This window comes from Rheinheimera sp. (assembly GCF_036782235.1).
Classification (GTDB): Bacteria; Pseudomonadota; Gammaproteobacteria; order Enterobacterales; family Alteromonadaceae; genus Pararheinheimera.
In genome coordinates this window covers 192,586-219,556 of sequence record NZ_DAIPZL010000001.1, presented here as the reverse complement: position 1 = coordinate 219,556, position 26,971 = coordinate 192,586, and the positions used below count along the sequence as shown (strand labels likewise).

General features: G+C 50.5%; 22 protein-coding genes. 9 read left to right on the top strand and 13 right to left on the bottom strand.

What is annotated here, in order from left to right:
* Positions 1-6 precede the first annotated feature (6 nt).
* The 3 genes from V7P87_RS00920 to djlA are packed head-to-tail and all read left to right on the top strand — an operon-like array spanning position 7 to position 2,494.
* Positions 7-1,020 (top strand): aminoglycoside phosphotransferase family protein, encoded by a 1,014-nt coding sequence (locus V7P87_RS00920; protein ID WP_333795746.1) that lies wholly within the window; start codon positions 7-9, stop codon positions 1,018-1,020.
* Positions 1,008-1,697 (top strand): N-acetylmuramate alpha-1-phosphate uridylyltransferase MurU, encoded by a 690-nt coding sequence (murU, locus tag V7P87_RS00915; protein WP_333795745.1) that lies wholly within the window; start codon positions 1,008-1,010, stop codon positions 1,695-1,697. The genes V7P87_RS00920 and murU overlap by 13 nt, the downstream gene beginning before the upstream one ends.
* Positions 1,697-2,494 carry a co-chaperone DjlA gene (djlA, locus tag V7P87_RS00910; RefSeq protein WP_333795744.1) on the top strand — a complete coding sequence of 266 codons (798 nt, stop codon included), beginning with the start codon at positions 1,697-1,699 and terminating at the stop codon, positions 2,492-2,494. The genes murU and djlA overlap by 1 nt, the downstream gene beginning before the upstream one ends.
* Positions 2,495-2,590: 96 nt before the next feature.
* On the opposite strand, the gene V7P87_RS00905 is transcribed toward djlA, so the two are convergent.
* Positions 2,591-2,947, bottom strand: a complete 357-nt coding sequence (locus tag V7P87_RS00905; RefSeq protein ID WP_333795743.1) for a DMT family protein — start codon at positions 2,945-2,947, stop codon at positions 2,591-2,593.
* A gap of 239 nt (positions 2,948-3,186) precedes the next feature.
* On the opposite strand from V7P87_RS00905, the gene V7P87_RS00900 reads away from it, so the two are divergent.
* The gene (locus V7P87_RS00900) at positions 3,187-4,746 is read left to right on the top strand and encodes a methyl-accepting chemotaxis protein (RefSeq protein WP_333795742.1); all 1,560 of its coding nucleotides are present in this window, start codon (positions 3,187-3,189) and stop codon (positions 4,744-4,746) included.
* 34 nt (positions 4,747-4,780) lie between these two features.
* On the opposite strand, the gene V7P87_RS00895 is transcribed toward V7P87_RS00900, so the two are convergent.
* The 4 genes from V7P87_RS00895 to rapA form a co-directional block, all read right to left on the bottom strand.
* Positions 4,781-5,560 carry a DUF3530 family protein gene (locus V7P87_RS00895; protein ID WP_333795741.1) on the bottom strand — a complete coding sequence of 260 codons (780 nt, stop codon included), beginning with the start codon at positions 5,558-5,560 and terminating at the stop codon, positions 4,781-4,783.
* 216 nt (positions 5,561-5,776) lie between these two features.
* Positions 5,777-6,838, bottom strand: coding sequence for an OmpA family protein (locus V7P87_RS00890; RefSeq protein ID WP_333795740.1), 1,062 nt, complete (start codon positions 6,836-6,838; stop codon positions 5,777-5,779).
* A gap of 174 nt (positions 6,839-7,012) precedes the next feature.
* The gene (locus tag V7P87_RS00885) at positions 7,013-7,666 is read right to left on the bottom strand and encodes a pseudouridine synthase (RefSeq protein WP_333795739.1); all 654 of its coding nucleotides are present in this window, start codon (positions 7,664-7,666) and stop codon (positions 7,013-7,015) included.
* 31 nt (positions 7,667-7,697) lie between these two features.
* A complete protein-coding gene (gene rapA / locus V7P87_RS00880) occupies positions 7,698-10,610 on the bottom strand; it encodes an RNA polymerase-associated protein RapA (RefSeq protein WP_442967908.1) in 2,913 nt (970 codons plus the stop codon).
* A gap of 188 nt (positions 10,611-10,798) precedes the next feature.
* Here rapA and V7P87_RS00875 point away from each other — a divergent pair, with 188 nt between their 5' ends.
* The 3 genes from V7P87_RS00875 to V7P87_RS00865 all read left to right on the top strand — a co-directional run bounded on the left by V7P87_RS00875 (position 10,799) and on the right by V7P87_RS00865 (position 15,880).
* Positions 10,799-12,190, top strand: a complete 1,392-nt coding sequence (locus V7P87_RS00875) for a PhoH family protein (protein ID WP_333795738.1) — start codon at positions 10,799-10,801, stop codon at positions 12,188-12,190.
* Positions 12,191-12,258: 68 nt separating this feature from the next.
* The gene (locus tag V7P87_RS00870) at positions 12,259-14,826 is read left to right on the top strand and encodes a hypothetical protein (RefSeq protein ID WP_333795737.1); all 2,568 of its coding nucleotides are present in this window, start codon (positions 12,259-12,261) and stop codon (positions 14,824-14,826) included.
* Positions 14,810-15,880, top strand: a complete 1,071-nt coding sequence (locus V7P87_RS00865; protein ID WP_333795736.1) for a hypothetical protein — start codon at positions 14,810-14,812, stop codon at positions 15,878-15,880. Before V7P87_RS00870 ends, V7P87_RS00865 begins: the two co-directional genes overlap by 17 nt.
* Here the strand turns inward: V7P87_RS00865 and V7P87_RS00860 are convergent.
* Complete coding sequence (locus V7P87_RS00860; RefSeq protein WP_333795735.1) at positions 15,865-16,788, bottom strand: hypothetical protein; 924 nt, start codon at positions 16,786-16,788, stop codon at positions 15,865-15,867. The genes V7P87_RS00865 and V7P87_RS00860 overlap by 16 nt on opposite strands.
* Positions 16,703-17,473, bottom strand: a complete 771-nt coding sequence (locus V7P87_RS00855; protein WP_333795734.1) for a choice-of-anchor H family protein — start codon at positions 17,471-17,473, stop codon at positions 16,703-16,705. Before V7P87_RS00855 ends, V7P87_RS00860 begins: the two co-directional genes overlap by 86 nt.
* 116 nt (positions 17,474-17,589) lie before the next feature.
* Between V7P87_RS00855 and V7P87_RS00850 the strand changes: the two genes are divergently transcribed.
* Positions 17,590-18,423, top strand: a complete 834-nt coding sequence (locus V7P87_RS00850) for an RluA family pseudouridine synthase (protein WP_333795733.1) — start codon at positions 17,590-17,592, stop codon at positions 18,421-18,423.
* 30 nt (positions 18,424-18,453) lie between these two features.
* Here V7P87_RS00850 and V7P87_RS00845 read toward each other — a convergent pair whose 3' ends face one another.
* Together V7P87_RS00845 and V7P87_RS00840 are read right to left on the bottom strand one after the other, a co-directional pair.
* Entirely contained in the window at positions 18,454-20,460 is a 2,007-nt protein-coding gene (locus V7P87_RS00845; RefSeq protein ID WP_333795732.1) for a tetratricopeptide repeat protein, read from the bottom strand.
* Positions 20,461-20,599: 139 nt separating this feature from the next.
* Entirely contained in the window at positions 20,600-21,559 is a 960-nt protein-coding gene (locus V7P87_RS00840; protein WP_333795731.1) for a D-2-hydroxyacid dehydrogenase, read from the bottom strand.
* 112 nt (positions 21,560-21,671) lie between these two features.
* On the opposite strand from V7P87_RS00840, the gene V7P87_RS00835 reads away from it, so the two are divergent.
* Positions 21,672-22,424, top strand: coding sequence for a substrate-binding periplasmic protein (locus V7P87_RS00835; RefSeq protein ID WP_333795730.1), 753 nt, complete (start codon positions 21,672-21,674; stop codon positions 22,422-22,424).
* On the opposite strand, the gene V7P87_RS00830 is transcribed toward V7P87_RS00835, so the two are convergent.
* The 4 genes from V7P87_RS00830 to V7P87_RS00815 form a co-directional block, all read right to left on the bottom strand.
* Positions 22,421-22,858, bottom strand: a complete 438-nt coding sequence (locus tag V7P87_RS00830; protein ID WP_333795729.1) for a group I truncated hemoglobin — start codon at positions 22,856-22,858, stop codon at positions 22,421-22,423. The genes V7P87_RS00835 and V7P87_RS00830 overlap by 4 nt on opposite strands.
* A 25-nt stretch (positions 22,859-22,883) precedes the next feature.
* Complete coding sequence (locus tag V7P87_RS00825) at positions 22,884-23,708, bottom strand: DUF3034 family protein (protein ID WP_333795728.1); 825 nt, start codon at positions 23,706-23,708, stop codon at positions 22,884-22,886.
* Positions 23,705-26,026 carry a bifunctional diguanylate cyclase/phosphodiesterase gene (locus tag V7P87_RS00820; protein ID WP_333795727.1) on the bottom strand — a complete coding sequence of 774 codons (2,322 nt, stop codon included), beginning with the start codon at positions 26,024-26,026 and terminating at the stop codon, positions 23,705-23,707. Before V7P87_RS00820 ends, V7P87_RS00825 begins: the two co-directional genes overlap by 4 nt.
* Before the next feature lie 321 nt (positions 26,027-26,347).
* The gene (locus V7P87_RS00815; RefSeq protein WP_333795726.1) at positions 26,348-26,941 is read right to left on the bottom strand and encodes a cohesin domain-containing protein; all 594 of its coding nucleotides are present in this window, start codon (positions 26,939-26,941) and stop codon (positions 26,348-26,350) included.
* Positions 26,942-26,971: the final 30 nt, after the last annotated feature.

The following is a 26,971-nucleotide window of genomic DNA, read 5'->3' as shown; positions in this document are numbered from 1 at the left end:
TAAAAAGTGCCGGATCGTATGACTTTTATTTGCAGTTTTTTAGACTCCGTCTGGCCAGCGCAGGATTATCAGCTAAGCCCCCTGAGTGGTGACGCCAGTTTTCGCCGTTATTTTCGGGTATTCCATCAGCAGCGGCCTTATGTGCTGATGGATGCGCCACCCACGCTGGAAGATGGGGCCCGTTTTGTGGCTGTGCAACAGGCACTGGCAGTAGCAGGGCTGCGGGTGCCGGCCATTGTGGCACAAGACTTAGCCAACGGTTTGATTTTGCTTGAGGATTTGGGCGACTGTTTATTGTTGTCTGTGCTGGATGAGAACTCAGTATTGCACTGGTATCAGCAGGCGCTGGCTTTGCTCAAACCGATACGACAGGTCAGCGCCACTACCCAGGGGGCCTTGCCGTTGTTTGATCGTGCTTTTTTATTGCGTGAAATGCAGTTGTTTATCGACTGGTTCTGTCTGGTGCATCTGAAGCTCGAACTCAGTTCTGACGAGTTGAAAGTGCTGGAACGCTGTTTTGCGCTACTTGCTGATGAAGCGCTGGCGCAACCTCAGGCCGGCATGCACCGCGATTTTCATGCCCGCAACCTGATGGTGTTGCCGGATAACCAGCTTGCCGTCATTGATTTTCAGGATATGGTGCTGGGGCCTGTTAGTTATGATGCAGTGTCGTTATTAAAAGACTGTTATCTGCGTTGGTCGGACGCCGTGGTGGCCACACTGCGTGATGAGTTTTTTGCCACTTTACAGGCCAGTGGTGAGCTGGAGCCGGACTGGGACAAGCAGCGTTTTGCCCGAAGTTTTGACTGGATGGGGCTGCAACGCCATATCAAGGTCTGTGGCATTTTTGCCAGGCTTTATCATCGCGATCACAAAGCAGGTTATTTGCCCGATTTGCCAAGGGTGCTGGCTTATGTGATGGATACTGCTGCTTTATATCCTGAATTTGCTGAGTTTTCTTTGTTGTTGCAGCAAAAAATTCAACCCCGTTTTGATGAGGTGAGCCGATGCGCGCCATGATCCTCGCTGCCGGCCGTGGTGAACGGATGCGGCCTCTGACAGACCATGTCCCAAAACCATTGTTGCAGGTCGCCGGAAAACCCCTGATTGTCCATCATATTGAAGCCTTAGCCAGCGCCGGTATCCGCCAGATAGTGATTAATCACGCCTGGTTGGGGGCGCTGATTGAGCAGCAGCTGGGGGATGGCAGTCAGTTTGGTGTGCAGCTGCAGTATTCTGCTGAAGGTGAAACCGGTCTGGAAACGGCTGGCGGTATAAAAAAAGCGCTGCCGTTACTGGGCACTGAGCCTTTTTTGGTGGTGAATGGCGATGTGCTGACAAACTTTCCTTTTAGCGCACTCAAAAGTCTGATGCTGGTGCAACAAAGAGCGCATCTGGTGCTGGTGCCAAATCCGCCGCAACATCCGCAGGGCGATTTTGCGTTGGATAACACCACAGCACTGGTGTTGCCACAAGGAGAGCCCCAATGGACATTTAGTGGTATTGCGCTGTACCGGCCGGAGTTTTTTACATCCGTTCCGGATGGCAAACAAAAACTGGCGCCGTTTTTACGTCAGGCCATGACGCAGGGGCAGGTCAGTGGCGAACTTTATACTGGCTTCTGGGCCGACATAGGCACACCAGAGCGGTTAGCTCAGGCTGAGCAACAGCTGGCTTTGCTGCGGGGGGCGCGCTGATGTGGGGAAAACTGCTGGGGGCCATGTTTGGCATGGCTTTATTTAAATGGCCGGGTTTGCTGCTGGGGTTATTCATAGGGCATTGGTTTGACCGTAGCCTGCGTTCATCTTTTGAAGACTCGGGTGGTTTAGCGGCGCTGAAAAAAGATAACAGTGAAGCGCAGGGGGTGTTTATGTATAGCACCTTTGCGGTGATGGGACATCTGGCCAAAGCTGATGGTGTGGTAACCAGCGCTCATATTGATAAAGCCACTGAGTTTATGCAGCAACTTGGGCTGAACAGCAAACAGCAGCAGGAAGCCCAACGTGCCTTTCGTGAAGGCAAGGCCGCTGATTTTCCGCTGTTAGCGCAGCTGGCGCTGCTCAAGCAAAGTTATCGCTGGCGGCCGGATTTATTACAGCTGTTTTTAGAAATCCAGATCAGCATTGCTTATATCGACGCGCATTTAAGCGCGGTTGAAGAGCGTTTATTGCAACAATTAGCCGATGCTTTGTCGATTTCGGCCAGCAGACTGCAATATCTGCTTGGGCGTTATCAGGCAGAAGCGCGTTTTGCCAAAAGGCCACGCCAGACAGCAGCCAAAGCCGATACCCTGCAGGATGCTTATCAATTGCTTGGGGTAAAACCTGATTGCAGTGAAAGTGAGCTGAAAAAAGCCTATAAAAAACAAATGGCACAACATCATCCGGATAAGCTGATGTCCCAGGGCTTGCCGGCAGAAATGCTGGAACTGGCCAAACGCAAAACGCAGGATATTCAGGCCGCTTACGAGATGATTAAACAAAACCGTAGTTAGTTAAAAACTCACAGTGCACAGGGGAGTGGAGGCTGTGCTCCCCTGCAGCTTTGGGTTCAGCAGTCATCTTTGCACGCCCCTTTGTGGATGCTGAGGTTAACTCTTGTGATAAAACATAAAATATACCGCCCCCAATAAACACAAGCCGGCATAAACATAATTCCATTTAAATGGCTCTTTCATATAAAACAGCGCAAATGGGATAAAAACCGACAGGGTGATGACTTCCTGCAATATTTTCAGCTGCGCCAGCGACAGCACCTGCGAGCCAATTCGATTGGCCGGCACCATCAGCATATATTCAAAAAACGCTATGCCCCAGGACACCAACACCGCAATATAAATGGCTGAGCCTTTGAAGTGTTTCAGATGGCCGTACCAGGCAAAAGTCATAAAAATATTGCTTAGTAATAGCAAAATCACAGTGCTGAACACCGGACTGGACGCAAACATAACCACCTCAGGAACAATAGCGGGACAAGGCGCAGATCCTAACATGGCGACCAGAAAAACGGCAGCGGGCGTCTTTGGCGACAGCAAAGGTAACAGTCTAAATTTTAATCACTTTTTCCTTGCAATGACAAAACACTGATCTAGATTTATCGGTACAGAGTGCCGCAGCTTTATCGGTACAGAGTGCCGCAGCGCTAAAATCGGTACTTTTTTATTGGCTTCACAAAGGATTGCCTATCATGCGCCAGAATTTACCTGTCACCTCCAGAGAACGTACCTTTCCTGCTGAACAGCGATTGATTTCTTCAACCGATGTCCGTGGAATTATTCAGTATTGTAATGATGCTTTTGTTGATATCAGCGGTTTTACCCGCGAAGAGCTGATAGGTGAGCCCCATAATCTGGTGCGGCATCCCGATATGCCAGAAACAGTGTTTGCCAGCATGTGGGACTATTTAAATGCCGGAAAATGCTGGATGGGTGTGGTGAAAAACCGCTGTAAAAATGGTGATTATTATTGGGTCAATGCTTATGTGACCCCTATTTTACAGCAAGGCAAGGTGGTGGGTTATGAATCGGTGCGGGTAAAACCTACAGCAGAACAGGTACAAAGAGCCGAAGAGGTGTACCGGCAGGTGCAACAAGGGAAAAAACCTGTGGCGTCCTGGTTGCCTGAAGTGGCAAAGGTTCCGCTGGCCGCCGCCGCCGTGTTGCTGGTGACCGTTGCTGCTGCAGCCTGGCTTGGTCAGCTTGGGGCAGGCGTGGCTGCGGCAGCCAGTAGTATGGCTTTACTGTGGTTGGAAAAATCAGGTACCAATCGTGCAAGAGAGCAGCTAAAAGCCCAGTTAAGTAATCCGTTTTTGTGCCCAGTCGCGACTAAAGTGTATACCGGAAAATCTGACAGCTGGGGTCAGCTGGAGCTGGCGCTGGTGACAGAGGCTGCCCATCTTCGCACTGTGTTAACCCGGCTGGAAGATGCCGCTTTATTGGCATCAAAAGAGTCAGCGCAGGCCCATGAGTTATCAGAAGCCACTTTGGGCTCAATCAGCTCACAGCAGCAGGAAACCGATCAAACCGCCACTGCGATGAACCAGATGACCCATACCATCGCTGAGGTGGCGCAAAACGTACAACTTACCTCTAATCAGGCAGCCAATGCCAATGAGCTGACCTGTCAGGGCCGGATGGTGGCACAACAAACCAAAGAGGCCATTAATGCACTGGCCCGTACAGTGCAGGCGATTTCAACTGCAGTAACAGACTTGGCCACCCAAACCTCCAGCATTACTCAGGCTGCTGAGATTATTCAGCAAATTGCCGAGCAAACCAATTTATTGGCGCTTAATGCGGCGATAGAAGCCGCGAGGGCTGGCGATCAGGGACGCGGATTTGCCGTGGTAGCCGATGAAGTGCGGCATCTGGCACAACGCACTCAGGAGTCGACCAAACAAATTCAGGTGATCATTAATAATCTGCAAAGTGGTGCTTCGGCGGCGGTTTCCGCAGCCAATGATGGTATTCATGCCACAGAATTAGGGGTCGCCAAGGTGCAGGAAACAGAGCAGATGCTGAGCGGCATTATGGATGCGGTGAATATTATTGCCAAAATGGGCCATCAAATAGCTGTGGCTGTGGAAGAGCAGGCGCATGTATCGGAAGATATTAATCGCCAGGTGAGTCGTATTGCCGACTTAGCGGGTGACAGTTACCACAACAGTGAGCAGGCCGCAGCTGTCAGCAGTGATCTGGAGCGTAATGCCGAATCTTTGTATCAGCTGGTCGAGCGTTTTAAAAAATAAGCAATGAAGGCACAGGGGGTCGCCGGCTCCTGTGCTAATAACCTAAATAGCTCAGCCAGCCATTAATTTCATTAAACACCCACTGTTGATTGAAGCCATCGTCGATAGAACCCGGCAACAGCCGTTGCCGGTACAACTCTTTAATATGTTTACGCACCAGTTGCTGACGCAGTTTACTGCTGGCCAATACAAAGACATTGTCTTGTTGTTGCTGAATATCGAGAGTCGGAATTTTATGTTTTGCCAGTGCCAGCGACACTGCGTCATTTAAGGCCGGCTCGGCTAGGTAGGCGCTCAGCAGCACCAGTGCATCAGGTTTTGTAAGCTCACTGCTCTGATACAGCTGGTTGAGTATTGCACCACTGCTGCCTTGCGCCACTATCACCACACTGCCGCTGCTGTTTTGCACCTTGGTCATCACAGCCTGCAAGCGTAATAACAACTCGTTCTGATAAGTTAATAAATTTTCAGCATCGGTCAGCGGCAGTGGGTCTGGCACCATCACACTTAAGGTATTCCAGCCGTAGTCAACCAGTTGTTGCCTGAGTAGATTGATCATGCGCGGGCTGGCTGCATGTTGTGACCAGTCTGGCAGCAGGACCACAGTGCCTTTGTTAAAAGCGGTCATGGCCGGTTTATACAAAGTCATAAATTGTTGTTCACCGGCCTGAAGTGGCGTTAATTCTGTGCTTGCCAGCTGGCGTTGTAAATCCAGGGTATGCAGGCTTTCGCTGCTGGCGGCAAGTTCAGCGGCGGTTACTGTGGTGCTGCAATAAAAGAGCAGGACCAGCAGCGCTGTGATTGGCTTTAGCATCAGGTATTTCCGGCAAGAGGTGATTGCAGTTAGTATCGGCCAAAGCACAAAAAACTTAAATCAGATCCGGCTTTGCTGTGGCTTGTTGTTGCCGCTTTGCGTTGCAAATTACTGAGATTAAGGATGGTCGGGCGTGTGGATGAGCAATGCGTAACAGCCTTTGGTTGCGGGCAAAAAAAGCCGCCCAGAGGCGGCTTTTTAACGTTTAAATAACGATTAACGCTGAACGGCTTCTTTTACTGAAGCAGTTACTGTTGCTTCGATACGACGGTTCACCGCGTGGGCAGCAGCAGTGTTGCCGGCAGCACGTGGTTTAGTCACACCGTAACCAACAGCTTTTACGCGTGAAGATTCGATGCCAAACTGATTTACCAGTACCGCAGCTACAGCGTCAGCACGACGTTGTGACAGTGCCATGTTGTAAGCTGGTTTACCTACGTTAGAAGCGTGACCACCAATTTCAACATCAGTATTTGGGAAACGTTTTAAGAAGTTTGCCAGTTTTTCGATGTCAGCATGGTATTCAGGTTTGACTACTGCAGAGTCGTTATCGAACTGAGCGTTCAGTGCGATGCTGACTGACTGTTCAGTGAAAATTGAACAACCTACAGTGTCAACTTTGTCTGTGATTGGGGTATTAGCACACTGATCTTTATCATCAGTCACGCCGTCCTGGTCCGCATCACCAATAACCGGAGCCGGGGCCGGAGCTGGTTCAGGCGCTGGAGTTGGTTCAGCAGCTGGTGCTGCGCCGAAGTGGTAAGTTGCACCCAGTTTTACGCCGGCGTCAGCAAATGACTTGCTGATACCCTGGTAACGGTTTGCTTCAACAAATACTGCCAGGTCGTCAGTAGCAAACAGGTTAGCACCGATACCGATGTTTGCTGCGGAAGCGCTGCGGCCAGTGGTGAAGTTCTTCACACCACCTACAACGTATACTGGCAGGCTGTCAACGTGGTACATCAGATCCAGACCAACACGATTACCTTCGATATCGTTGTTGCTGAATGCAGAATCCAGGTCCTGACGCACGTATTCAGCACGGATTGCCCAAGCTTTGTTGATGCGGTAACCCAGGTTCAGACCAATACCGTTACCGTTGTCCACACCTTGCCATTCAGCTGAACGGGTTTTGTCGCTGTCTGGTGCGTAATATTCATAAAATAAAGAACCAAAAGCCCGATCTTGTAACTGTTCTGCAGTTGGAGCCGCAGATGCTACAAAAGACATCAGGGGAAGAGCTGCCAGAATGGCAATTGCGCTAGTTTTAAGTTTCATCCGTATCTCCTTAAGGGGTGTTTTTTCCAACCGGCTAATTTTATTTGATTTGTCTTGATTAAACAAATTTCGCTCTACTTTATTTCAGTTGTATGGCAATAGGTTGCGAAAGCGGCGGCAGCATAACAGCTGAAAATGAATCTGAGGTTAATTCTCTGTCTTGTATCTGCTGACCTAAAAAGGGCAAGGGCAGTGAAATTCCAGCCAGCGGCCATCTACAGGATGAAACAATGCCAGATAAGCAGCATGCAGCTGTAGTCTGGGGGCAGCGGCCAAACCTTGTGGCGACGCATAAAACTTATCACCAAGAATTGGGTGCCCCAACCACTGCATATGCACTCTGAGCTGATGAGAACGGCCAGTGACAGGTATTAGTTTTACAAAACTGCTGTGTTCATCCTGCGACAGCACGGCAAAATGGGTCAGCGCTTTTTTACCACGCCCAAAACACACCATTTGTTTGGGTCTGTTTGGCCAGTCACAAATCAGTGGTAGTTCGACTGAACCACAAGCTACCGGCACTTTGCCCTCCAGGCGCGCCAGATAGTGTTTTTCGGTTTGCCGTTTCTCAAACTGCAGGTTTAAATGGCGCTGACTGTCGGCGCCAAGTGCCATGACCACAATACCTGAAGTGGCCATATCGAGCCGGTGCACTATTCGCGCCTCTGGAAATACCCGCCGAACCCTGAGTTCCAGACTGTCCTGATGTTCCGGCAAGCGGCCCGGCACCGTCAGTAGTCCACTGGGTTTGTTCAGGATCAGCAGCTGCTCATCCTGATACAAAATATCCAGATAAGGCGACAGCGGCGGTTTGTATTCCAGCAACATTAACAGAGTTCCCAAAACAGCGTGATTTGACTCACTCGTGGCTGGCCACTATCACCCGGATGGCATCAAATTTCAGCCGTGCTTTGCCGATATAGTCTGCAAGCTCAGTTTGCATCTGCTGCAGATGGGCAATTTCTTCCGGCCGTACTGCCGGGTTAATCGCCCGCAGTGCAGTTAACCGGCTGATTTGTGCCTGCAAAGCTTCAGTCATTTTATGCTGGGCATCCTGCTGAATTTGCGCCAGCTGAGCCGTAGCATAAGCTTCCGCTTTGGCAATGAGCGGATGAATGGTGCTTTGTAAAGCGCCAACCAGTTTGGTTGCGGTCTGACGACCCACCGGCTTGAGCTGACGGTTAAAGTTATCAAAAGGCACATTTGGCGCTAAGTTTTTGCCGGTTTTTTCCAGCAACAACCGAATAGGGGTTGGCGGTAAATAACGGCCTAACTGCAGCGCCGGTGGTGCGCTGGCTTCTGCCACATAAATAAATTCGACAAAAAAGCTGCCCACCGGCAGTTGTTTGTTAAATAAAATGGCGGCCGAGCTATTGCCCATAGAGTCGTTGGTCACTATGTCCAGTGTGCCTTGCACCATAGGGTGATCCCAGCTTAAAAACTGGATATCTTCCTGCGCCAATGCGGTTTTACGGTCAAAGGTGACAGAAACACCGTCATCTTCCAGGCCAGGATAATGACCCTGGGTTTGTTCGGATGGCGTTAATACGATGCTGGTGTCACTGCGGTCATCCTGATTAATACCCAAGATATCCCAGGCTTTAATCATATAAAGTGGCAAGGTGGTTTCATCATCCTGCGCTGCTATGGCGGCGGCAATTTGTTCAGCACGGCCGGCGCCTGCTGAATTCATTTCCAGCAGCTTGTCGCGGCCTTGTTCTAATTTTTGTTTCAGTGCCTGATTTAATTCATGGGTTTTACTGATTAAGGCTTCAACAGCTGACTGATCCGCTTCTTTGGCAGCCAGCTGCGCCAGTAATTGATCTTTCACTTCTTCATACACAGCACGGCCGGTCTGGCTGGTTTGTTCCAGCGCCTGCAAACCCTGATGGTACCAGTCCAGCAAAATTTGCTGCGGGTGATTGGTAAAATACGGCAGATGAATTTGAATATCATGTTGCTGGCCAATCCGATCCAGACGGCCAATACGTTGTTCCAGCAAATCCGGGTTTAAAGGTAAATCAAACAGCACCAGATGGTGGGCAAACTGGAAGTTACGGCCTTCACTGCCAATTTCCGAACAAATTAACGCCTGAGCGCTGTTGTCGTCCTGGGCAAAATAAGCAGCGGCTTTATCCCGCTCGACAATACTCATGCCTTCGTGGAATACCGCGGCGCGAATACCTTCTTTCACCCGTACCGCTTCTTCCAGCGCAATAGCAGTGTCGGCGTGGGCACAAATCACTAAAAACTTTTTGTATTTATTGGTTTTAATACGTTCAATCAACAGCTCTACCCGCGGGTCAAACTGCCACCAGCTGGATTTACTGCCTTCAAATTCCTGGAAAATCCGCTCCGGAAACAGCTGGGCGCTGGCTTTTTGTAAATCGCTCTGACTGCCGTTAAATGCCTGTTGCACCTTAATGGCATTCTGATATTGCTCGGGTAAAGTCAGTGGTAATAAATGTGCCTGACGTTTGGGGAAACCTTTAATGGCACTGCGGCTATTGCGGAACAAAATGCGGCCTGTGCCATGACGGTCCAGCAACTGGCGGATCACCGACTGCTGCGCAGCGGTTTTTTCTTCACTGCTGCCAGCTTGTTGCAGCAGCGCCAGCTCTTTGGATAAATCAGTTTCGGCAATACGTTGTTGCAGCGCTTTGGCAATGTCAGTTGTTAAGGCATCATCACTCAGCACCTGTTTGGCCAAATCGGCAATTTCTTTATAGTGCAGCTCTTCTTTGAGGAAAGCCTGATAATCATAAAAACGGTTAGGATCCAACAACCGCAGGCGGGCAAAATGGCTTTCATGGCCAAGCTGATCCGGCGTGGCGGTCAGCAGAATAACGCCCGGAGTGTCTTGCGCCAAAGCTTCAATGCGTTGGTATTCAGTGCTTGGATTGTCTTGGCTCCACTGTAAATGGTGCGCTTCGTCCACCACCAATAAATCCCAGTGTGCTTCGGTGGCCGCTTCGTGCCAGCTTTTTTTCCGGCTGAAAAATTCAAGCGAAGTCAGCACAAGCTGCTCAGATTCAAACGGATTACCACCGTCGGCTTTGGCTTCGGTGCAACGCTCTTCATCAAAAATGGCAAATTTCAGGTTAAAACGGCGCAGCATTTCCACCAGCCACTGGTGCATTAAAGACTCAGGCACCACCACCAGCACCCGCTGCGCTAAACCGGCAATCAGCTGCTGATGAATAATCAGACCCGCTTCAATGGTTTTACCCAAACCCACTTCGTCCGATAACAACACCCTCGGGGCATGGCGTTTGGCCACTTCGTCGGCAATATATAACTGGTGTGGGATCAGGCTGACCCGGCCGCCGCTTAAACCCCGGAATGGATTTTGCTGCTGGCGGTGAATATGCTGCCAGCTGTGATAACGCAGGGTAAACCATTCAAAACGGTCGAGCTGACCGGCAAAAAGACGGTCTTGCGGCTGGTTAAAACTAATAAAATGGTCCAGGAAAGTTTCGCGCAGACTCACGGCTTCCCCATTGTCGGTTCTGTGGCCGTGATAAATCAGAGTGTCATTTTTTTCTTCAATAGTATCAACAACAAGGCTAAAACCTTCGGCACTTTTAATGCTATCGCCTGGGTTAAATTGCACCCGGGTCAGTGGCGCTTCAGCTGTGGCATACAGTCTGGTTTCGCCGCTGGCAGGGAACAACAAGGTCAGCATCCGGCCTTCAATACCAACTATGGTGCCTAAGCCTAAATCTGATTCTGAATCGCTGATCCAACGTTGCCCAAGTGCAAATTTCATCATGTTTGATACCACTCCAAAAAAGGGGCTGCATGGTACTAAGAAAAGACCCAAACTTCATCTGTCACAACGGATTTTTTTCGTATTGCCGAAAATCTGTCATGCAATTGTCATCCGTGCTCTGGATTCTTGCTCTAAAGTTAAAACAACAGCGAAGTTTTTGTACGCTGGTCCACGCTAAGGAGCTGCATATGGCGCGAAGAAAAAGCAAAGAAAAAAAAATCTACGTTCTTGATACCAATATCCTGCTGCACGAACCCTTTGCCTTCCTGAACTTTGAAGAACACGACGTTGTGATCCCGATGACAGTGTTAGAAGAATTAGACCATATCAAAGACAAACACAAAGACGTCAGCCGCGAAGCGCGGGTGGCCATTCGCGCTTTGGAAGATGTACTTAAAGATGCCAGTCCGGAGCAAATGATGCAGGGGGTGGCTTTGCCGGCTCCACTGGAGCACAAAGAAAACGGTCATTTGTTTATTGTCAACGACCATCATTTGTCTGATCAAATTCCGGGTTTACCAGGCGGTGAAAACGATCATTTAATTATTAATACTGCGTTGTTTTTACAGCGGGAAAAAGCACCGGTTAAAGTGATACTGGTGACCAAAGACATTAATATGCGCCTCAAAGCCAAAGGTGCGGGCCTGAAACTGGTGGAAGATTACCGCACCGACCAGCTGATCGACGACGTGCGTTTTTTATATAAAGGTTATTTTAAGGTACCGGGCGATTTCTGGAGCCAGATTAAAGACTGCCGCAGTGCCAATGAAGGCCGTGAAACTTATCATTATTTACCCAAGGCTGTGTTGCCAAACCCTTATATCAACGAATATCTGGTAGATGAACACGAAACTTTTGCCGGCAGGGTAGTGGGCATTTCCGACACTGAAATTAAAGTATTGGATTTAGGTTTTGAGCGGCTGATGCATAAAAAAGCCTGGGGGGTGCATCCAAAAAATGTCTATCAGGCGATGGCGCTGAATGCGCTACTCGACCCTGAGATGGATCTGGTGATTCTGACAGGGCCGGCCGGTTGTGGCAAAACCTTGCTGGCACTGGCAGCAGCGCTGGAAATGGTGATAGAGCGGGGGTTGTACGATAAAGTGATAGTGACGCGTAATACACCGGAAATCGCTGAATCTATCGGTTTTTTACCAGGCACTGAAGAAGAAAAAATGGCACCCTGGCTGGCGGCTATTACCGACTCGCTGGAAGTGTTACATAAAACCGATGAACATCCGCATGCCAGCGTGCAATACATTATGGACAAAGCCAATATCCAGTTTAAGTCGGTGAACTTTATGCGCGGGCGCAGTATTCAGAACGCCATAGTGATCCTCGATGAGTGTCAGAATCTTACTGCAGCGCAGCTAAAAACCATCATTACCCGTTGTGGAGAAGGCACCAAGCTGATTTGCTCGGGCAACCTGTCGCAAATTGACAGTAACTATCTGACCGCCGTGACCTCAGGTTTAACTTATATAGTTGAGCGTTTTAAAAACTTTGAAGGCAGTACCACCATCAACCTAAACGGCGTGGTACGCAGCAGGCTGGCCTCCTTTGCCGAGGCCAATTTGTAAACAGGTTGACTTGAGTGACTGATCCGCTAGGCTAGTCACTCTGTTCACATAAAGGAAGTGGAAGCCTGGTGAAATTGTTTTCGTGGTCTGGTTTAGTCTTTGTATTGTCGCTGGTTTTTATCTGGAGCTGCGGTTACTGGTTATGGCTGCAAAACGGCAACTGGTATTTGCAACAACAAAAAACTGAACTCAGTGCCCAACTTGATAAAGCCGATGCTCTGCTGCAAGACTGGCAGCAGGGTTATCAGCTGCATCTGTCTTATCTGCAAACCACCTTGCTTCCTCCCGCCGAAAACACCCCGATACTGGACCCATTACAGGAGCTAGACGACAGGATCCGGCGCATTTTATGGCCCGACCCGTTATTGGCTTATGTGGTGCTGGACAACGATGGCAAAGTGTTAAGATTCAGCTCCAGCCAGGCCCGGCAGTTATTCAGTCAAAGTCAATTCAGTCACACCACAGAACCCAGGTTTTTACCACCGCTGCTGCTGCCCAAACTTTGGGTGTTGCCACTGCAGGTGCAGCAGAATAACCAGCAGTTGGTGTTGTGGTTTGATGCCACCCTGTTACAGGACCAGTTTCAGCGCCTGATGGCCGCAGGAGGTTCAGCCGGTGAGTTGTTGCTTCTTGATGATAACGCCAGACTCTACAGCCGCAGCCGCTATCAGAAATCGCTGTTACCCAGGCTTGGACTGGAGGCGCTGGATGATTATCAGCAGTTGCAGCTGTTTGCACGCAGGCCACCGGAAGATCTGTTATTAAGCCGGCAAAAATATCAGGATGCTGGCGCCTGGCCACAAAGTACAGTGGTGACGGCGCTGAAACAGCGCCGCGAAGGTGTGTTACTGAAACCCTATCAGAATTATCTGGGTCGTAAAACTCTGGCGGCCTGGCGTTGGTTACCTGGCTGGCAACTCTATTTGGTGTCGGAACAGGATGCAAAACTGATGCTGCAACCGTTGAAGTTGTTAAAACAACAGCTGTTGGCGGCGCTCAGTGCCCTGACTCTGTTGTTATTGCTGACATTCTGGTACTTAAACCGTTATCTGAACCAACGCCAGCAGTTGGTGAACACAACTGTGGCTGAGCAGGAACAATGGCTGTTGCATGATTTTGACCCGCCTGTGACCGGTGATTTAACTTCAGTGCAGCTTGAAGACGAGCAGAGTCTGGGTATTGTGACGACGGAAGAAGTGTTGATGCGCGATACTGGCACCAGAGAAGCCAAAACAGATAACGCCGGGCAGTTGATGCAGCTAAATTCATTTGGGTCAGCTGCAACAGCTTCAGAACTCTCAGATCCCCGATTACCGGCTGCCAATGCGCTATTAAAAGCCTGGTTGCAGCAGCCGGATAACAAAAGGCTGGCTGAGCTGAGCCGTAATTATCTGCAAAGCCAGCCGCAGGAAGATGCAGAGCTTGATGCAGTATATGCCTGCGAACTCTGCATTGAACTGCCACAACTGCTGCGGAAACTGATACAGCAGGACGAGCAACTGGATTGTTTACTGGAGCTAAATACCGAAGTGCCTGCAGTGGTGCTGCTGGCCAAACAGGCGTTGTTTCGGGCCATCGAACTCTGGGTATTGCTTAACCGCCAACGGCTTGGAGCTCAGCCCTTTCAGCTCAGATTACTGGTTGCGGCCAATCACCAGCTCAGGCTGGAGTTGCTTGATCAGGGCGATGCACTGACCGACAGCCAGTGGCTGCAATTACTGGAGCCTGCGGCAACAGGGCATGGCGTTGCCGCCGATTATCAGCAGCTGCAGCAGCTGCTGCTATGGTGTCAGGCCCATATTTCCGGTCACTCAGATCCTGCGCATGGCAATAAACAGGTATTGGAATTTCACTATGAGTTGCCAGAGCCAGCGGCTGCCGACCGTGCTTTGCCACAGTTATCAGGCCGGGTGATGTTGTTGTGTCCGCCTGGTCCGTCACGACAGTTATATAACCGGATGCTGCGTCAGCTTGGTTATGACTTATTGCCGATGGATGACGCCAGTCAACTGGTGGCCTGGTGCCATGACGGGACACAACAGCTGGACCAGCTGGTGATTGATGAAAGTTTTGCCGGTGCCGATCACAGCTTGTTGCCGAAGATAGCGACAGTGGTGCGCCGTTATTTCCCGCGAGTGCGGGTGTTGTTTTGTGTGCGTAAGCCATCACAGTGGCAACCGTCATTGCCGTGTGTGCAGTTGCTGGCAAAACCTGTAGTGTTGCCTCAACTGGCGGTTGCGCTTAGCACACAAGACGAAGGGGAAATCAGCCAGCCTATGCCTACCCTCTGGTTGTATCAGCCTGATCCGCTATTGTTGTGGTATCTGGAGCAGCAGCTGCTCAACCTGCCTTATCAGTCCAAAGTGATCAGGCATTGGCCAGAGCCGGAGGGGGATTTGCATCAGGATCTTTATTGTCTGCCTGCCACTTTGTACCAGCAGCTGAAAACCAGCCACAAACCGGCTTTGCTGCTATGGTACGGTGAACAGGGCAGAGATGAAATTGCCCTGCCAAATGCTTGTTGTTACTGGCAAATTTCAACAGGTGCTGCAACACTAAGCCGGCAACTATACCAACTCAGAGCGCAGCAACCTCAGACTGCAACAGGAAACATAACGGATGAATCCACTTTATAACGAATATAAAAAGTCCAGGTTATATACGCTGTTGCTGGTGGTAGGTCTGGCCGTTACTGCGGCAACTATTGATTATTTTATGGCATTAAACCAGCGCATAGTGCAGCGCCAGCATTTGTTGTTGTCGGCTGCCGAAGATCTGGAGCATCAGTTGGCGCCCGTGGTTCATCTGCTGCAGGTAGTAAAGCAGGATGCAGAAGCAAATTTATTATTGCAGAGTGAAGTGCCTGCTGTATTGCCTGGTCAGCAATGGTCTCTGCGCCCATCAGATAACAGCCTGCAGCTGTCGGACGTAGAAAAATCGATGTTAAATAGCTTGTTGCCTCAATTACAGCTGGCGCAGCGCACATCCACCAGTATCAAACAGTTTAGTTATTTGTCGCAATCCGGTGTCTGGTATGTGCCAGTGGAACAACGTTCGGCTGCACTTGAACTGGAAGCGCAGTTGTTCTGGCAGCAAAAAGAACAGCTTCCCAAGTTAACTGAGCAGCAGTTGAGGCTGCACAGATTAAAAGCCGCCGAAACTGTATTTATGTTGTCGGTGCCGCTCAGTAAGAATGGTCAGCTGCTGGGAGAATTGGTGCTTAATTTTGATTTGGCTGCGATGTTGCAACGGGTGGCCAAAGGTCAGCAGGATAGCACCATTCAGTTGTTAAATGACATTGGCGAGCCTTTGTTGGCTGTGGCGCAAGGTCAGGTGATGACAGAGGCCGACACTGAACTGTTGCATCACAGTGACAGGCTCAGAACCCTGAATATTTTGCCTTTGACCTTACATCTGGAGCCAGCTGGCGCCCGCTCAGCGTTGGCGGAGCTTGGTGATTTATTTGGCCATTTTATGTTGTATCTGGTTAGTTTATTGTTGCTGTGGTGGTATTGTCGCCGCCGTTTTCGCACCAAGGTGCTGGCACCATTTCAGCGTCTGTTAGTTCATGTGGAACGGTTGGGACGTGGAGATCCGCAGGGCGTGCGGCATATTCCGGCTGACTGGCTGGAGGTATTTCATCAGGTAGAGCTGCTACGGGACAAAGATCCGGATCAGAACAGCCGGTAACTAAACTGGCGGCTTTTCAGCTGTACATCATAAGGTGGATTCAGTTTTCCGGGCGGCAGCTCGGCGGGTCCTGTTGGGTCCAGCACCAGATAAGTGGCGTTGTTTAAATCCACAGTTATCTCGTTATCAATTGCCGGAATTTGCGCTGCAATTACAGCATGGTCATTAAAATAAATAATGGCGATGCCAAGTTTCGGGAAAATATTACGAAGTACAGTGGCAAATACCACAGCTTTACTATCGCAGTCTCCCTGATTGGCCTGCAGCATCTGCACCGGTGTTAAAAATCCGGCCCCTGCAGATTCACGCCTGTCGGACAAATTCTGGTAAGGGATTTGTTGCAGCCAAAGCGCCAGCTGCATGGCAATTTTGCGGATATTGTTGCGGCCATACAGGCTGACAAAACTGGCTGCCACCGGCTGTAATACCGGTAAATTTTCTCGCATGATCCGCACATGATCCGGGAGCACATAACTTTCACCCAATGGGCTAGTTAACAAATACAGATAATCCCGCTGCAGATAACCCTGATAGGCTTGTTGCTGAGTAGCCGCCAGTTGGTTGCGGATGTTGGCCACCTGTGTCAGATCGGCACCCGACACTGTGACACTAAGCGGCAAATTGTTTGGTGATAAACGGATTTTTATCCCACGTTGTTGCAGTTTGACCGACTGCAGCAACAGCTGGTGGCGTACGTGCAGTTCGGCCAGTTCAGCAGAATATTTTTTCTTGATGCTGTGCTGGCCTTGCATTTTGGCGTTGTCTAACAAAAAACTGATGGTAGGTTGGGGCGGGCGCTGATAACTAAATTCAGTGCTGGTTTCACCTTGTTTTAGCTGAAACTCTGTTGCAGCCACCAGCGGAGTGCTGAGCAGCAAGGTGCTGAGTAACATCACTATTCTGAACAACTTGTTGTTTCCTTCGCCACAGATAAACACAGCTTAAGCCGAGCAGGGCAAAAATACCAAAACTACCGCCGGAATCTTCATGCACCACCACCACAGGTCTGTAGTTGTCACTGTTTTGATCTTCCAGTGCCAGTCTGTCCAGTGTGGCATTGTCATAACCTGACATTTCGGCCAGTACATAACCACTTTGTGCATCAATCAGCTGAATTTTCAGTTTGTAATAATCACGCGGCAAGCTGACCAGATTGGTTTCGACGGCAAACCAGTCCTGAGAACTCTGGCCATACAGGGTAAAAATAGAGCTGGTATGAATACGTCGTACCACACCATTGCTACTGATCAGATCATAAATGGCATAAACCGGCTGACTGCTGTAATCGCTGTGAGCGTCAAAACGCGCATAAAGCAGCGAGTAAAAGCCATTGTTATTCAAATCTCTTTTTAGAGTGAGATCAATTGTCTGAAACCAGGCACTGCTCTGATAAGCCTGGGGAGTTGCCATGCTGCGGCTGTCAACGGCCGGTTGTGGAGTACTTTTGGCGGCAGCTGCCACTTCACTGGCGGGCAGATGTTGCTCTTGGGTTTGCTGCGGGCTTTGCAACTCCTCAGCTGCACAAAGCCGCTGAACGCTCAGGCTGGTCAATAATAAAGGCACCAATAACAGGGTTGAACTCAGGGTTTTCATAGGCATATCTCCGGTGGCTTTGATATGATCCTGAGCTGAGATGGCTGAATAGCCCCTGAATTATTGTGGTGCATGCTGAGTTGGTACCTCAGCTGTCGCTGCTGTGTGGAAATCGGATGAAAATTAGCAAAGAGATTAAGGTGGAAACTGCCGGGCTTGCCGTAGAACTGCTGGCCGCTGCGGTGCCGGAATTGTCTAAAGGCCGGCTCAAAGATGCGATGAATAAAGGGGCCGTGATCTGGCGGCGAGGCAAACAGCAAAAGCGCCTGCGCCGTGCACAGAGCCCGGTCGTAGCGGGTGACTTACTGCAGCTTCATTACGATGATGACTTATTATCGCGTCAGTGTGAGCCGGCGGTATTATTGGCCGATGAACGTACTTTCAGTCTCTGGTACAAACCACCCGGCATGCTGTCTCAGGGCAACGAGTGGGGGGATCATCTGAGTTTGCTGCGATTTGCTGAACAACAACTTGGCAACAGAGCGGTGTTCTTAATTCACCGGCTGGACAGAGAGGCCAGTGGCTTATTGTTGCTGGCACATAGCCCAAAAATGGCGGCAAGCCTGAGTCAGCTGATCCAGCAGCAACAGATGGCTAAGCACTATCAGGTGCTGGTGCGTGGCAAACTGAGCCAGGACTTACTGGAAGAAGGGGTGATCCGGCAGAAGCTGGATGGTAAAACCTGTGAAACCCGCTTTAAACTTTGTGCCCATCAGCCGGATGCTAACCACAGTCTGCTGGATATCAAGCTGATTAGTGGCCGTAAACATCAAATTCGCCGCCATTTTGCCGCTATTGGTCATGCTGTGATGGGAGACCCGAGATATGGTGAGCAGAATCAGGACCCCGCAGGCCTTGGTCTACAGGCGGTGGAGCTGAGTTTTCAGTTGCCGGGCCAGCAAAAAATTTATCACTACAAGTTACCGGCTGAGCTACGCCGTTATGGCTGAGCCAACTGCGGTGTTGCCCGCTATGTTGGCTCAGAGATGAGGTTTTTCCAGTGTGGCGCCGTTACAGCGCAGTTGCAGCAAATCCAGCCGCAGCGCATTGATTAAGTCGGCACGTACATCTTCGGTTTGCCAGCTACAGGGATTGGCCTGCAGACATTCCACCTCTACTTTGTACTGATCCAGTTGCTGTTGCCGTGCTGCTAAATCCCAGCTTAACCACACCAGCTCACGCACCCCAGCCAGTTCCTGTGCCGGCCACTGTTTGCCCAATAACGGATTTAACGGCGTTAAAAAACTATAAATGGTTGGCTGATTCGGCAACTGCCGGCGGATCAGGGTGACCGCAGCCTGCAGCTGTTGTTGCAAAGCGGCCAGCTGGTCGGGCGGGCAACGCCAGGCCAGCCATAAAGCATCTGTATGTACTGTATAAGCGGCCATGGCCGATACCGGCAGTTCGTCCACCAGCTGCAACATAGCATGGCGTAAAATCTGCTCGCCAAACTGAAACTTAAACTGCTGTGGATTGGCCAGTTGCAGCGCTTGTAACTGCAGTTGATCGGTTTTTTGTGCTTCTTTTTGTACCTTGCGCGCAAACTCAATCCAGCTGGTGGCTTGTGGTAAACCCGGCAATTCGACACTGAGATCCTGACTACGGCGAAAATAATGGCGCCAGGCCAAAGCACAACATAACAACAGCACTAGGCTGCCAAGGCCAAAGATCAGCAGATCTTTTTGATTTGATGTTATGGCGACCTGCTGTAGTTGCTGTTTCAGTTGTTGCTGGTTTAAATCATCAGTCAGTAAGTCCAGCGTATATTTTTGCTGCATAACGGCTTGGTCAAAGCGCAGTGCCAGGAGTTGCTGGTTGGCGTCAAACGCCTGTTGCCATTGTTGCTGGCCGGCGTACAGCCTGGCTTTGAGTTCCCAATAACGAATTTTCAGAAAATCAGCGGCATTTTGCAGTTCGGCTTGTGCCGGTAGCGCCGACACTGCCGCTTCCCAGTCTTGCTGGGCTATGGCAATTTCCGCCAGCGCCAGCAGCAACTCCTGATACAAAGTGTCATGCCCTAACTGTGAAAACAGTTGCATGGCTTTGGTCAGCCGCTGTTTAGCCAATGCATAATCGTTTTGTTTCATCGCCAGCTGCGCCTGCCCATAATGCACCAGCGCAATCAAATGGCTGTCGTCCAGCTGTTCTGCATCCTGCATCGCAAGACGCAGGGTTTGTGCACTTTTATCAATTTCGCCCAGTTGCAGATAAGTTTCCGCCAGATTAATACGGGCATTGACCAGTAAATTCTGGTGCACCGACTGCTGATATAAAGTTTCGGCAGACTGCAGATGCTGAAGTGACAAAGGCAATTGCGCCAGCTTGCGATAGGCCATACCAAGGCGCATGTGAATTGAAGCTAACGAGGTTTGTTCGTCCAGTTGTTGCGCCAGGATCAAAGCACGGCTGAGCTGGCGTTGGGTCAGGGCAAAATTATTCTGTTGTAACGCCAGCCGGCCTGCGATCAGCCGCGCTTTTAATTCGGCATAAGGCAGCTGATGGCGAACGGCAATCTCAACACTGAGCTCGGCATAACGGCTGGCTTGCTCAAGTTTGCCAAACTGGTTATAAGCCTGGGCAAAATTTTCATACAAGCTGGCCTGCAACGCCGGCTTTTCCGCTGCGGGCACTGCAGGCAATAATAATTCCGCCTGTTGCAGTGACTGCAGTGCATTGTTGTTGTCCCGGAACAACATGCCATACACCAGTGCTTTTTGTTGCCAGGCCTGTAACTTCAGCGCCGGGCTTAAATCGCCCTTCAGCGCCTGGTCCAATGCGTTTAATGCCGCGTCTTTCTTTTTAAGCTGCAGGTGGGCCACACCAAGTTTCAGCCATTGACTGGCGTCGCGCTCTGTCTCGTTGGTTTGGCTCAGTTCAGTGGCGTAGCGGTTGGGGTCTTGCTGGATTTTTTTCAGTTCAGCGGCAAAGTCAGTGGCCAGTGCCGGTAGGGCAACCAGACACAACATTAATAACCAGCTTTTTTTCACAATGGCCTCCCTGCAGCAGTGAACTGTTGTCTGGCAGTGTACCTGTTCGTATTAGCAGCGCCAACAGCTTTCATTTGCAGTTACAGCCAATTCATATTGCATATTCACACGATAGTTCAGCAACTTATGTTAACGAATCTTAAGGTTGATTGCAGCAGCGCAGCAGCTGCTGTTGTTGCCAGGCGCGGATGTTTTCCGCAGTCTGGTTAATCAGTGCCTGCATCGCCTGACCGCTGGCCCAGGCCACATGGGGCGACAACAATAAATTTGGAATGCCCGGGTCGAGTAGCGGGTGATCGGCCGCAGGCGGCTCCTGATCCAGAACATCCAGCGCTGCCCCAGCCAGCTGATGATTTTTCAGCGCTGCAGCAAGCGCCACTGCATCAATCAGGCTGCCGCGGGCTGTGTTCAGCAGCAGGGCGTCGGGTTTAAGCCAGCCCAACGTAGTGGCGTTCAGCAAATGGCGGTTATCGGCCGTCGCAGGGCAATGCAGCGACAATACATCCGCCTGTTCCAGCGCCTGGCGAAAAGACACCCGGCCTGGCCTGATGTCGAGTGCATCTGGTCGCTCTGCAATCAGCACCTGCATGCCAAAAGCGCGCGCCAGCGCCGCTGTCGCCTGACCCAGGCCACCATAACCAATTACCGAAAAATTTAAACCACGCAGCTGACGGATAGGGTAGTCGAGCAGACAAAACTGCGAGCTTTTGCTCCAGTCGCCGCGGGCAATGGCGTTTTGATAAGGCAGCAGCTGATTGGTCAGCGCCAGCAATAACGCCATGCAGTGTTGTGGCACTGCATCCAGCGCATAATCCCGGGCGTTACAGACGCGGATGCCGGCACGGCTGGCGGCGGCAAGGTCGATATTATTGATACCTGTGGCCGTGACACAAATCAGTTTTAAATCTGGCAAAGTGGCCAGAATTTGGGCGTCCAACACCACTTTATTCACTATGGCGACTGAGGCACCACAGAGCCGCTCGGCCAGCTCTGTGCTGTTGCTGTACGGATAAGTGTGCAACTCAAAGCCTGGCTGTTGCAGTGGCGTCAAATCAACACCCGGCAGGCTGGCTGCATCGAGAAAAACCATTTTGTGCATTTTTGTGTCCGGTAGCAGTAAAATCTTGCTTTTACCAGATGAAACGCCTATCAATAAAGGAATTTTTCCATTTTTATCCGGTTGCTGCGTTTCGGCCGGTGTTCTGGTGGTCATGAATTCTCTGCCAAGCTGTGTTGTTCTGAAGTTCCGAGCTGCAGTGCTGTTGAGCCTGCTGCTGTTTAGTGGCATGAATCAGGCAAAATCTATCGTAGTGACAGCCGGCGAATGGCCGGGTTATACCCATGCCAATGGCTCTGGGCTGTATTTTGATATTTTGCGTGAAGCGTTAAACCAACCTGATTTAAAAATGCATATCAGGGTCAGCAACTGGAAAAGAGCAAAACATAGTTTTCTGGCGGGCCGTGCCGATATCCTGATTTGCGATTATAAAACGGTACAAAGTGGCTGGTTTTATCCACGCTGGCATCTGGACTATGACCCCAGTGTGAATGTTTACAGCATGTCTGCGCTGGCGTCGCTGGCCGAACTTGCTGACCAGCCGGTCGGTTGGGTGCTGGGTTATGATTTTGATCAATATCTGCCGGTACAGGTGAAGGCTTATGAAGTGGCCAGCCATGCCGAAGGTTTCCAGTTACTGGTACATGGCAGGTTAAAGGCTTTTATCAGTTATCAGATGCATGTGCCTGTGGCGTTGCAATCGCAGTTATCCGCCATAGAGCTGCATCAGGCCAGAGCTATGTATCCGGTGTTTCGCGATGACTTACAGGGCCGCTTGCTGGCCAAGGCTTATGACGAGGGTATGCTAAGGTTGTATCAGTCGGGCCGGCTAAAAACTTTGTTTAATAACGCGGTTTTGTATCAGCAGGCCCGCTTTAGCGAAGTCGCAGAAAAAGCACCGGACTAACGGTACACCACCTCTTGATACATAGGTGCCAATAACGCCAGCAGCTGATTTTGCGCTTTGATATCAATCTTCTGCTGCTGCATCACTTTCATCAGATGAGCGACCAGATTATCAAAATCTGCCTGGCTGATCTGAAAACCAGTATGGCTTTCCTGCATAGTGGCACCAGTGTAAGTGCAGGGCCCACCGCTGAGTTCACACAACTGCTCTATCAACAAACGGCGAAACCTCGGGATATCGGTATCCTGAAAATGATGCACTATTTGCTTATCTTGTTCTATTTCCTGCAGCAGGCCGTCCACCAGCTGTTCAAGCCCCGCCTGTGCCCCCAGTGCCTGATAAAGCTGATCCGGCGCCTGTGGTTTTTGACTGCAGGCAGCAAGGCTCAGGCATAACACCAGGCCAGTCAGCAGCGGTGTGAGTTTAATGGTCATTGTATTGTTCCTGTTTGGCCGCGGCTTACCATGTGGCTTCCAGTGCCAGATAATAACCTTGTTGCTCTGAAAATCCGGCAATACGGCCAAGGTCAACATAACCGCCCACCAGACTGAAATTTTTATTAATAAACCAGGCGGCAAAAATATCACGCCAGTGCTGCTCATCGGCAAAAGCCAGTTGATTGGGTTTTTGCCTGAACTCAACGCCAACCGCCAGTTGTGGTGTCAGCAAGAGAGCGGCCGAGCTTTCAAATAACCACTGATAACTGTGATCTGTCTGGCTGCCAAACCCCAATAAACCAATCTGATTGGCGCGGCTGGCGCGTAAGGTTGCATTCAGCAGCAGATTACGCCCGGCCACAGCAGCAAAATACACTTTGCTGGCGGCCAGATAATAATCAATGTCACTGTCGTCTTTGGCGCCAACCGCAAAGGGCAGGGCAAAGTTACGGTGTTTTTTATACTGAATGCCGGCGCTGAGCTGTGGCATCTGGCTATAAAGCAGCTCACCGGCAATATGGTATTTCAGGCCTATTACATCCTGCTGTAACTCACCGCCCAGCGTATCGAGGTCAAACTGTTGTCTGGTATAAGACAATTCCCATTGATTGTTATAACTGGCAGCCACACCGTAGCTATGCAGGCTGAAGTCATCGACGCCAACATTATTGTTAAAGGCCAGCACCGACCATTGTTCGCTGCTGGCATAACCATTGATCACGGCCCAGGGCACAATGCCACCGCCGGCGGCACCTTCAATACTGGTGGCTCCACCTGTGGCGATAATTTTGCTGCCAGCCTGCACCGGCAACGCCAGCGCCAGCAGCCACAATGCTGCATATTTCATCCGGCATTCTCCTCAAAATATCCCTGGTGCTGTGTTGGGAATTGCAGCAGCCATTGATGGAAAGCCTCTGCCGTTAAAGGTTTGGAAAAATAATAACCCTGTACTTTATCGACACCGTGTTGCTGCAATTTGGTTAGGCCCGCCTGGTTTTCCAGACCCTCAGCTGTGACCAGCAGACCAAGGCCATGCGCCAGCTGAGTGGTGGCGGCCACTATCAGTTCATCATTCTGGTTATGTTCAATATCTTTTACAAAAGCCCGGTCAATTTTCACTTCATGCACCGGTAGTCTTTTAATATAAGCCAGCGACGACTGGCCGGTACCAAAGTCATCAATGGCCAGCTGAATGCCCATGCTGCGCAACTGGCTTAAGATGTTGATCACTTTTTGGGGTTCCTGCATCACGGCGCCCTCGGTCACTTCCAGCGCCAGGGCCTGTGCACCCAGGCCAAATTGCTGCAGTTTGGCCGCCAGCTTGGCCGGCAGCTCTGGGTTGGTTAAATCGTTGGCAGAGAGGTTAATGGCCACCTGCACCAGCATTTGCTGTTGTTGCCAGCGCGCCAGTTGTGCCATCACCTGATCGATCATCCAGTCGGTGACCAGCGCTATCAGGCCTGAGTGCTCAGCCAGACGGATAAATTCATCCGGTGGAATAAAACCAAGTTGTGGATGTTGCCAGCGGATCAGCGCTTCGGCGCTATGACAGCTTTGTTGCTGCACTTCCACTTTGGGCTGGTACACGACAAACATCTGGCCGCTTTGTAACGACAAGGGTAAATCACGCAGTATAGTCAGTTCGCGCTGATGGCTTTCGTCTTGCCCGCTCTGATACCAGGCCAGATGACCTGCCTGTTGTTTTGCATGCATCATGGCAATATCCACCCGGCGCAGCGCGTCACCGGCCCTGACAGGCTCCCCGCTGTTGGGTTGATACAGAGCCAGCGCCAGTGTCAGATTCAGGCTGGAATCCTGTAGTTTGTAGTCCAGCGACAGCTGCTGGGTCAGCTGTTGTAACAGCTGGGGATTGAGCTGATGCTGATGTAATAATAAAAATTCGTCACCGCCAAGCCTGGCAATCAATAAAGGTGTTAATAAACAAGTTTCCAGCCGCCTGGCCAGTTGTTGCAATAACAAGTCGCCATTGTGATAACCAAAGGTATCGTTGATATGCTTAAAGTCTTTGATATTCACCAGCAGCAACTGTGCCTGTGGCAGCTTTAACAAGTCCGGTAGCTGCAGTTCAGCCAGACTGCGGTTGGCCAGGCCAGTCAGACCGTCGTGCTGTGACTGGAATAAAATCTGTTGTTCCCTTTTGCTGATATCCAGCTGCATTTTGCCAAGCGTCTGGCTTAATAAACCTACTTCACCTTTATGCACTGCAGGCGGTTGCGCCGGCAAACCCTGGCCTATGTTACGGGCAAATTCTGTCAGTTGTTTCAGCGGATGGGTGATGCTACGCGCCACCACATAAGCCAGCAGCAGTGCCAGCGACAAACCCAGACCAAAAATAATCAGCAACTGGGTGCGCGCCTGCTGATAGTTTTCACGCCAGCGGCTGGTGGCTAAATGTAGATAAGCAAAAAGTTGCTGGGGTTGATCAAGCGCCACCGCCTGATTTAAATACTGTGGAAAACTGTCGGCAAAAAGCCCGCTTTGCATCTGAAGCTCGCTGGCGGCAAGTTCAGCCGCCAGTTGCAGCGGCACTGTGGCTGCCAGCGGTTGCATGCCATTGCCATCGCGGCGCTGAAAGCTGATATCCAGCTCAGTCACCCCTTTAATTTGAGACGCCAGTTGCTGGTCGAGTGAAAACCCCATGCCCACCCAGGCGATCAGCTGTGGTGCCAGTACAGGTGCCATCACCAGCTGATAGGCATCGTCCCCCAGCAGCACTATATCGGTATAACCCTGGCGGCCTGTTTGTTTAATTTGCTGAGCCAGTGCCTGAATTTGTTGCTGGCTGATTTGGTTTTGTGTACTGGCCAGCAGTTCTCCCTGGGGGGATAGCAGCATGCCAAGGCTGGCATGAATACGATCACCGTGGTTTTCCAGCACTGAGCTGATAGTGTCCTGCTCTGAGGTGGCAACGGCACGGCGAAACCCAAAGTCACTGGCGACAATACGCACTGAGGTATTCAGCTGCTCTGAGCGGTTGCTCAACAGCTGCTGGAATACTTTGGTGGCCACTGACAAACTTTGTTGTGCTTCGCTGTAGTTATCCCTTTTCATCGCGCTTAAGGTGGCAATGGCAATAGCGACTGTTGTCAGGCTGAGCAGCCCGGTAAACAGAATAATCAGGCGAACACGCAAAGAGTCAAACATGAGACCTCGTCAGACCGGCATTTTTTACTGAGGGCAAAGCATAACATAATGGGTACTACTGCAGCGAACATCTGAGCTGTTTCAGTAGCTTAGTGTTAAGTGGTATAACCATAGGCTGTCCGGGCATGGCTTTCAACGCAAGGCGCGGTAAAGAGGATAAAAAGTCGGTAAAAAGACCGTGATAAAGTGATTCTTCCCGATACTGGTGAAATTTGTGCTGCAGATTGGCGTGGCAAAAATTCTGCGGTGAAAATTCTAGAGTAAAAGCTGCACAATAAAAAACCGCCATCAGGCGGTTTTTTTATTGTGCAGCGTTGCAGCTTAACGGCGGCGTAAACGCAGCATCAGCAGCAGGGCTGGCAGCAGCAACCAGGCGGTCGCCGGGGCTGAAACTGCAGTGGCCTGATCACCAATCTGCACTTGAGCCAGCTCAGAGCGTACTTCCATATCCATATAAGGCGAGCTGCCAATCGCTTCATACACCACAGAAGCTGAGTCCAGTTGCAGCTTTGCTAAACCGTTTTTCAGTGCAGTAAAGCTGATGCTGGCCAGGCGGAAGCTGGTGCCTGGCTGCACTGCTGCTAAATCGGTCATATCTTCAGTGGAAAAACCAAAATACAGTTCCCACAGTGTCAGCTTGCCGTTATCGGCAAAAAAGTCGCGATCACTGCCAACAGCAGGAATGCTCAGGAAGTCGCCAAAGCTGACGTTTTGCAGCTGTAACAGCTTGCTGTTAAACAGCAGGCTGGCGTCAAAACCTGTCACCAGATCCTGAATGTCGCTTAACCATAAATCGGCTTTGACAGTGTCACCTACTTCATATTGGCTTTTGTCCAGCTGGATATTGATTACAGTGGCCTGGCTTTGTGTTGCAAACAACAGCGCCGCGGCGGCAAATAAAGTTTTAAACATCATTTTTTTAATTCCTGTTTGTAAATAGTGCCG